At 66.4% G+C, this 7,174-nt stretch carries 6 protein-coding genes, 1 tRNA gene and 2 pseudogenes; 7 read left to right on the forward strand and 2 right to left on the reverse strand.

All coding sequences use genetic code 11. From position 1 onward, the window contains the following. From F6Q13_RS16265 to F6Q13_RS16280, 4 genes are all read left to right on the forward strand, one after another. The coding region (locus F6Q13_RS16265) for a methyltransferase (protein WP_293058726.1) at positions 1–630 on the forward strand (630 nt) is incomplete at its 5' end. 559 nt (positions 631–1,189) lie between these two features. Further along, positions 1,190–1,360 carry a hypothetical protein gene (locus tag F6Q13_RS16270; RefSeq protein WP_293058729.1) on the forward strand — a complete coding sequence of 57 codons (171 nt, stop codon included), beginning with the start codon at positions 1,190–1,192 and terminating at the stop codon, positions 1,358–1,360. 217 nt (positions 1,361–1,577) lie between these two features. Further along, positions 1,578–1,796 carry a hypothetical protein gene (locus F6Q13_RS16275; protein WP_293058732.1) on the forward strand — a complete coding sequence of 73 codons (219 nt, stop codon included), beginning with the start codon at positions 1,578–1,580 and terminating at the stop codon, positions 1,794–1,796. Positions 1,797–1,812: 16 nt separating this feature from the next. Further along, positions 1,813–2,331, forward strand: a complete 519-nt coding sequence (locus F6Q13_RS16280; protein WP_293058735.1) for a DoxX family protein — start codon at positions 1,813–1,815, stop codon at positions 2,329–2,331. A gap of 12 nt (positions 2,332–2,343) precedes the next feature. Here the strand turns inward: F6Q13_RS16280 and F6Q13_RS16285 are convergent, their stop codons facing one another. Continuing rightward, positions 2,344–3,633: an MFS transporter gene (locus tag F6Q13_RS16285; RefSeq protein WP_293058738.1), complete on the reverse strand. Its 1,290-nt coding sequence runs from the start codon at positions 3,631–3,633 to the stop codon at positions 2,344–2,346. Positions 3,634–4,003: 370 nt separating this feature from the next. On the opposite strand from F6Q13_RS16285, the gene egtA reads away from it, so the two are divergent. From egtA to F6Q13_RS16300, 3 genes and pseudogenes are all read left to right on the forward strand, one after another. Next, a complete protein-coding gene (gene egtA / locus F6Q13_RS16290; RefSeq protein WP_293058742.1) occupies positions 4,004–5,257 on the forward strand; it encodes an ergothioneine biosynthesis glutamate--cysteine ligase EgtA in 1,254 nt (417 codons plus the stop codon). Positions 5,258–5,283: 26 nt separating this feature from the next. Continuing rightward, positions 5,284–6,246 (forward strand): annotated as a pseudogene (gene egtD, locus F6Q13_RS16295) (L-histidine N(alpha)-methyltransferase); the annotation flags it as partial. 381 nt (positions 6,247–6,627) lie between these two features. Then, a tRNA-Arg gene (locus F6Q13_RS16300) sits at positions 6,628–6,700 on the forward strand. A 37-nt stretch (positions 6,701–6,737) separates the two neighbouring features. Here F6Q13_RS16300 and F6Q13_RS16305 read toward each other — a convergent pair. Continuing rightward, positions 6,738–7,076, reverse strand: a pseudogene (locus F6Q13_RS16305) (ArsR/SmtB family transcription factor); the annotation flags it as partial. Between the last annotated feature and the right edge of the window lie 98 nt (positions 7,077–7,174).

Here is a 7,174-nt window from a genome sequence, read left to right on the forward strand (position 1 = left end):
AAGCCCATCTCTGCGGCGAAGTCAGACGCAAACCATCCACCCGGCCTACCGCCACACCACCGACGCCCTGAACAACTGTTGACACCTGCTGAACAACCCGGCCCGGCTGCCAAGATTGACATGGGATATTTTTTACTTACTTGCGTCATCTTCGCCCTCGCTATCGGCATAAATACCGGTAGTGTGTTCGCCCAAAAGCGTTTCGGATTTTATAACCGCTGGCATAAAAACGGCTGGCTACTGCACAGCCTGGTCATACTGCCGTTCTGGACAATCGCTATATACCTACTACTCAATTTGGACAGCCATTATCTACTCTACTTCCCGGCCATGCCCCTCACCGGCTATACATTTCTCGCACTGGCGACACTGGTGTTCGGCCTGGCAATCCGCGAAATTGGTTGGCCTTCACTATTGAACGGTAACTGGTTCGGCCGCGGGACGATATCCCACGCCCGCATATTCATGTTGCTTGAGAACCCCATATACGACAGCTACATACTGGCTTTCGTCGGCGCCGCGCTAACAGGAGGCAACGCGGCTTACTTTCTCATCGCACTCCAGAGCTATATCGGGCTGAACATAATTGAGAGCCGAGTAGAGAAAATCAAGGAAAACGAGCATCAGTAAACAGACGTTGCGCTTCTGCGGCACGCACGTCGACTGGCGGTATACTCAGCGAAGTTCCCGACCAGACTGACCTCGATGGCGGCCCGCCGCGGTATCGCGGTGATCGGTGCTGATCCGGCTTACACCAGCCGCTGGGGCGCCCAACATTGGCGTAATCCTTTAAAGCAGCAGACTTCCGACCCGGCCTCGGTCACCGTGCATCACGGGGCGGCGGCCGCGATCGGCAGACGTGGACTCGCCATGCCGATCAGGCGTGAGCCGGCAGGACCCCGCACCCAACAGCGGATGCGTGCGGGCACTCCACCGGACAGGCCTGTCAGGCCGCCGACCACCACACGACGGTGGGACAGTTCTGGCTCACCGACCCGCCCACAACGACGACGAGGCGCGCCGGTCCACCAGAGAACACCCACCGCCAGCGGCCAACACCGTTCGGGCCGAGGTGCTCACAAGCTTCTGTGCGCGACTCTACGAGCGGCGCAGTGCTTGAAACCGTGCGCTCAAAGCGGTCGGCTGCGCGCAGCGCAACATTGGACCGGTCGCTGTTGTCGGTGGCCGGGTGGATGATGCCCGACATGCCGGTTGCGGGGCGGTGGCCCAGGAGGCGAACGCGGTCGGCGCCGGCCCGGCCGCCGCGTCCGGGCCCACCAGCACAGTGCGCTCGTTCACCCGTACCGCCGGCACCGGCAACACCGCCTCCCGAAACCACCGGTATGCCGTCTGGGGATGAACACCGTAAAGCCCGCGCCCACTCCGTCAGATTCACATCACCAGCACACTCACCGCCAACAGCTGGCAACCCCTGCGATGCGCCGTTGGGTTACCTTGGACGGTCACGCCGTTCCCCAGGTAGCACCGCGTATTGTCCGGCTCCTGACATTCGCCCACCACGCATGAGATGCACGGTGGTGAAATCGCTGACGTGCACAGCTGACAGAGGAGCATCGGTGACGACCGTGAAGCAAGATCTTGAGGAGGTCCTCATCGCGGTCGAATGTTCGCCGTGGGCGTTCCCCGACAAGTACGCCGCCGACGGCCGGTTCGCGCGCATCCTGCACCCGGGCGACCTGGCCGGCATCACCACGCTGCGCATCGCAGCACCGTGCCGGCACCTACCCGGCCGGCGACCGGTGCGGTCAAAGCCGGCCGCACCGGATACACCCTGATGATCGCGGAGAAAACATGACACACCCGCTGACAGCCCGTGAATCCGTCATCGCACGTTTCCATCCGGCGTATCGCCGTATCACCGACGCACTGAACAATCTGGCCTGGCTGCCCAATGTGGTGCTGCGCCTCACCGTTGGGTTCATGTTCTTCAGCGGCGCGGTGGGCAAGCTCGGCGATCTCGGTAAGTTCACCGCGATGTTCGTCGGTCTCGGCATTCCCGCCGCGCAGGTGCTTGCCCCGTTTACCGCCGTGGTGGAACTCGTCGGTGGCGCGGCGTTGATGCTGGGCCTTGGTACCCGGCTGGTGTCTGTGGTGCTGGCCGGGGACATGGTCGGCGCGTTGATCACCGACATCGGCCCGAACCTGGCGCAGAAATACCCGGATCCATGGCACTTCCTGAGCAATCTGTTCTACGCCCCGGAGTGGCTGCTGATCGGTCTGCTGCTGTGGCTGCTGTGCGTCGGAGCCGGCAAGGCCAGCGTGGACACGCTGGTCGGTCGACGTGTGGCGGCGCTGACCGCCGGGGGATGATCCCGCTCGGCCTTACCGGGCACCCCCGGGACGGCCCGCCCTGCCCTGACCGGTCGGTCTTTCGGCGTTCTCCCAGAAGTGCCGGATGTCTTCGAGCTGCTTGCCCTTCGTTTCGGGGGCGAAGCGGTAGACGAAGACGAACGCCCCCAGCGCCAGGGCGCCGAATACCGTGTAGGCACCCGCACCGCCGAGGGAGTGGAGCATGCTCAAGAACATCGCGGCGACGATCATGCTGCCCGCCAAATCCGCGGTGAGCATCGCGCTCGACCCCATCGAGCGCAGCCGTCCCGGGAGACTTTCACCCGCGTAAACGCCTAACAGGGAGCCGAAACCTAAGCTGAACCCGGCTGCAAACACCACCACGCCGGCCAAGCCCAGCAACGCAGTGCCGGCTCCAGACCCCGAGGCGAACACGACGATCAGCAACACATCAGCCGCGATCATCGTGGCGATGCCCGCCAACAGAATTGGCCGCCGACCCAGCTTGTCGACCAGGGTCAGCGAGACCAGCGCCGCCGCCAGGCCAGCGACTTGCGCCAACGCCGGCAAAACGAGCAACCCGAAGTCGCCGGTGAATCCGATCGCCGCGAACAAGCGGGGGCCATAGTAGACGATCGTGTTGACGCCCGTGACGTGCGCGAAAAAGCCGAGACCCACCACGAAAACCGTGGCCCGCCAATACGGCCGCCGCAGCATATCGGTGAGCGCGCCGCCGCGTGTTTTTGAAAGCGTGCCCTTGAGCAGGTACCAGCGAGCGGTCTCGGGTATCGGCAGCAGCAGCAACACGGCCAGCAAAGCGGGCAGCGCAGCCAAACCGAGCATCCACCGCCAGCTGTGCAGATCGGCCAGCAGGTAGGCCGCCACGTATCCGGCGATGATGCCGAGCACCGTCGCCAGCTGGTAGCCGACCAGCACGGCCCCGCGCACCCGCGCGGGCACACACTCGGCGATGAACACCGGAACCACCACCACCGACACCCCGACGGCCAATCCGAGCAGAAACCGCACCACCACCAGCATCGGCAGCGACGCCACCGCCAGCGCACCCAACACCGCGAACACTACGTAGGCCGCTGCCACCAGCACCATCGACGTCTTTCGTCCGATCGCGTTGGCCAGCACGCCCCCGCCCATCGCGCCGGCGATCTGTCCGATCACCACCGCGGTCGTCACCATCTCCTGCTGGTGGGTCGACAGGTTGAAGTCATCGGTGAGATAGCGCAGCGCGCCCGCGAAATTCGACAAGTCGTAACCGTAGACGACACCTATACTCGCCGCACTGATGCCTGCCATACGTCCCATCGGCGACATCCACAGATCGTCGACTTGCCCCACGCTGTCTGGCCTTTCCGCCGGCTGTTTATGCCGGTCCAGTCAGAAACACGGCGACCGCCCCGGCCTAGCAATGTGTCAGCGAACTGACGATCGCCGTGGACTTGATCGGAAGCCGCCGCATTGTCAGCTGGCGAACATTGCACGCTCGGTGGCCGCGCTAACCCGGTTCACTGAACCCCCACACCACGCGGTTGATCCGCCGACCCACCCGCAGGAGATCGATGAGACCGACACGCCGAATGGCTGTGGACGGACGCCCTCGCCCCGGGTGGCGGGGGCTTGCAGGGATCCAGCGGTGACGCTGACCCCCGGGGCTTCCGTTGCGTCGCGGCCGGACGTGTGCCTGCCGGATGCCGAGCTGGCCTGTTCGGCGGAGGCTGCGCGCTACATCGCTGCCGGCTGTTTGGCCGATGGTCCGCTGGGGCGGGTCGGCCTGGAGATCGAAGCGCACTGCTTCGACCCCGCCGAGCCGCACCGGCGGCCGGCCTGGGACGAAATCGCCGGTGTCCTCGAGTCGCTTCCGCCGATGCCGGGCGGCAGCGCGGTCACCGTCGAACCGGGCGGCGCGGTAGAACTGTCCGGCCCGCCGGCCGACGGAGCGGTGGCCGCGATCGAGGCGCTGAGCAGCGACCAGGCGGTGCTGCGCGCGGCTTTCGCCGCCGCCGGGCTGGGGCTGGTGCTGCTGGGCACCGACCCGCTACGGCCGGCCCGCCGAATCAATCCCGGGGCGCGCTACCGCGCCATGGAACGGTTCTTCGCGGCCAGCCGCAGCGGTGCCGCGGGCGCGGCGATGATGACCTCGACGGCCTCGCTGCAGGTCAACCTCGACGCCGGGCCCCGGCCCGGCTGGGCGGCACGGGTGCGGCTGGCGCACGCGCTGGGACCGACCATGATCGCGCTCACCGCCAACTCCCCACTTTTGGGCGGAAGGTTCTCCGGGTGGCTGTCGACCCGCCAGCGGGTGTGGAGCGAGCTGGACTGCGCACGCTGCGGACCTGTCTTGACCGCCGGCGGTGCGGATCCGGGCACCGACTGGGCATGCTACGCGCTCAAGGCGCCGGTGATGCTGGTGCACGACCCGGACCCGGTGCCGGTGCTGGGGTACGTGCCGTTCGCCGACTGGGCCGACGGGCGCATCCTGCTGGGCGGGCGTCGTCCCACCACCGCCGACCTGGACTACCACCTGACCACGCTGTTCCCGCCGGTGCGCCCCCGCGGCTGGCTGGAGATCCGCTACCTCGATGCCGTTCCCGACGAAATCTGGCCCGCGGTGGTGTTCACCCTGGTGACGCTGCTCGACGACGCGGCCGCCGCCGACCTCGCCGCCGAGGCCGTCGAACCGGTCACCACCGCCTGGGACACCGCGGCCCGCATCGGGCTGGCCGACCGGCGGCTGTACGCGGCGGCCAACCGCTGCGTGGCCATCGCCGCCGAACGGGCACCCGGCCCCCTCCACGACGCGATGGGCCGGCTGGCCCAAGCCGTCGAGCAGGGCCGCTGCCCGGCCGACGACCTCGCCGAGCAGGTGATCGACCACGGCATCGCACCCACGGTTGCGCGGCTGGCACACGAACAGCCGTGGGTCCGCTGAGCAGGCTGGATCGGAGGAAGGATCCTATGACGCTGTCGCTGTCCAACCATCTGGCCGCCGACTCGGCGTACGAGGCACTGTGTCGGGACGTGTTCGACGGCCTGCGCAGGACACCGAAGTCGTTGCCGCCCAAATGGTTCTACGATTCGGTGGGCAGCGACCTGTTCGATCAGATCACCCGGCTGCCCGAGTACTACCCGACACGCGCCGAGGCGCCGATCCTTTCGGCCCGCTCCGCCGAGATCGCATCCTGCACCGGCGCGGATACCCTGGTCGAATTGGGCAGCGGGACATCGCAGAAATCCCGGATCCTGCTGGACGCGCTGCGCGACGCCGGCTCGCTGCGTCGATACGTCCCGTTCGACGTCGACGCCAGCATGCTGTCAGCGGCCGCGGCCGCCATCGCACGCCAATACCCAGACGTCGACATCGCGGCGATCTGCGGCGATTTCGAGCAACACCTCACCGAGATTCCCGACAGTGGGCGGCGATTGTTCGTGTTCTTGGGGTCCACGATCGGCAACCTCACCTCCGGGCCGCGCGCGGAATTCCTCGCGAGTCTGGCCGCGGTGATGCATCCGGGTGACGGTCTGCTGCTGGGCACCGAACTGGTCAAGGACGCCGACCGGCTGGTGCGAGCCTACGACGACACCGCCGGGGTAACCGCGCGGTTCAACTGCAATGTGCTCGCGGTAATCAACCGGCAACTTGATGCCGATTTCGACCTGGGCGCCTACCAGCATGTCGCCCGCTGGAACGCTGAAGCCGAGCAGATGGAAATGTGGCTGCGGGCCCACCGCCGACAGCGGGTGCGGGTCGGCGCCCTCGAGTTGACCGTCGAATTCGCGGCGGGCGAAGAGATGCTGACCGAGGTGGCGTGCAAGTTCCGGCCTGATGCGGTAGCCGCCGAGCTGGCCGCGGCAGGGCTGCGCCGCACCCGCTGGTGGACCGATGAGGCCGACGATTTCGGCCTGTCGCTGGCCGTCAAGGAGCGGCACGGGACAACCCGCCGGGTTTGGCCCGCAGTTGATCAGGCCACATTGCGGCCCTGAGCTATTCCCACCCGTGCGGTGGGCGCGCTAAAGGCTTGCTGGCGAATGCGCGGACGTACCCGCGATGAACCCACGCATACGCAGTTTGCGGATCACACCCACCGACCGCGCCCGCGACACCAACTTCACACCAACCAGTCAAACATACATTCACTTAGAAAAACGCACATTCACACGCGATTTGCCGAACATTTCGCAGCCCTCGCAGCGCCCGCTACACTGGCACTCGCCACACCCATGACCGGGCCTATCGTGCCCCGAAAACTATTGGCGGCCTCGAACGGCTAGGTTTTCGTCAGGCATTCAAAGACGTCCCCGGCCCTCGTAGCTCAGGGGATAGAGCACGGCTCTCCTAAAGCCGGTGTCGCAGGTTCGAATCCTGCCGGGGGCACGCACAACTGTCTTGGCACCCGCTCGGTGGCGGGGCCCAGTATCACCGACAGCCCGGCCAGGGCCTCGGGCACCACCGCGTAGTACACCCACGACGCCCGCCGCTGCGAGGTGAGCAGCCCGGCGTCGCGCAGCACCCTGAGGTGATGCGAAACGGTCGGCTGGGAGACCCCCACTCCCGCGGAGATGTCGCAGACACAGGCCTCCCCGCCGGCGTGGCTGGCGATCGTGCTGAACAACCGCAGGCGCACCGGATCTGCGAGGGCTTTAAATTTGGCCGCCAAGTCCGCCGTCTCCGCAGCCGAGAGCGGCTCGCGCAACAGCGCCCCGGGTGCGCACGGCTCCTGCCCGGTCGACGACCTCCTCGATTTCGACATACATCGATATTAGGGTTCATCGAAGTCGTGCACCAGGTTGCACGGGCTAGTTTTCCAGGCGCTGTGCGCCGCCGTGGGATAAGAAAATGGGCCCACCG

The organism is Mycobacterium sp., from assembly GCF_008709575.1.
Taxonomy (GTDB): domain Bacteria; phylum Actinomycetota; class Actinomycetes; order Mycobacteriales; family Mycobacteriaceae; genus Mycobacterium.

Excerpts from the sequence above, each read along its gene's own strand:
- F6Q13_RS16280 (WP_293058735.1), top strand. The coding sequence starts at position 1,813 with ATGACACACCCGCTGACAGCCCGTGAATCCGTCATCGCACGTTTCCAT.
- F6Q13_RS16285 (WP_293058738.1), bottom strand. The coding sequence starts at position 3,633 with ATGGGACGTATGGCAGGCATCAGTGCGGCGAGTATAGGTGTCGTCTAC.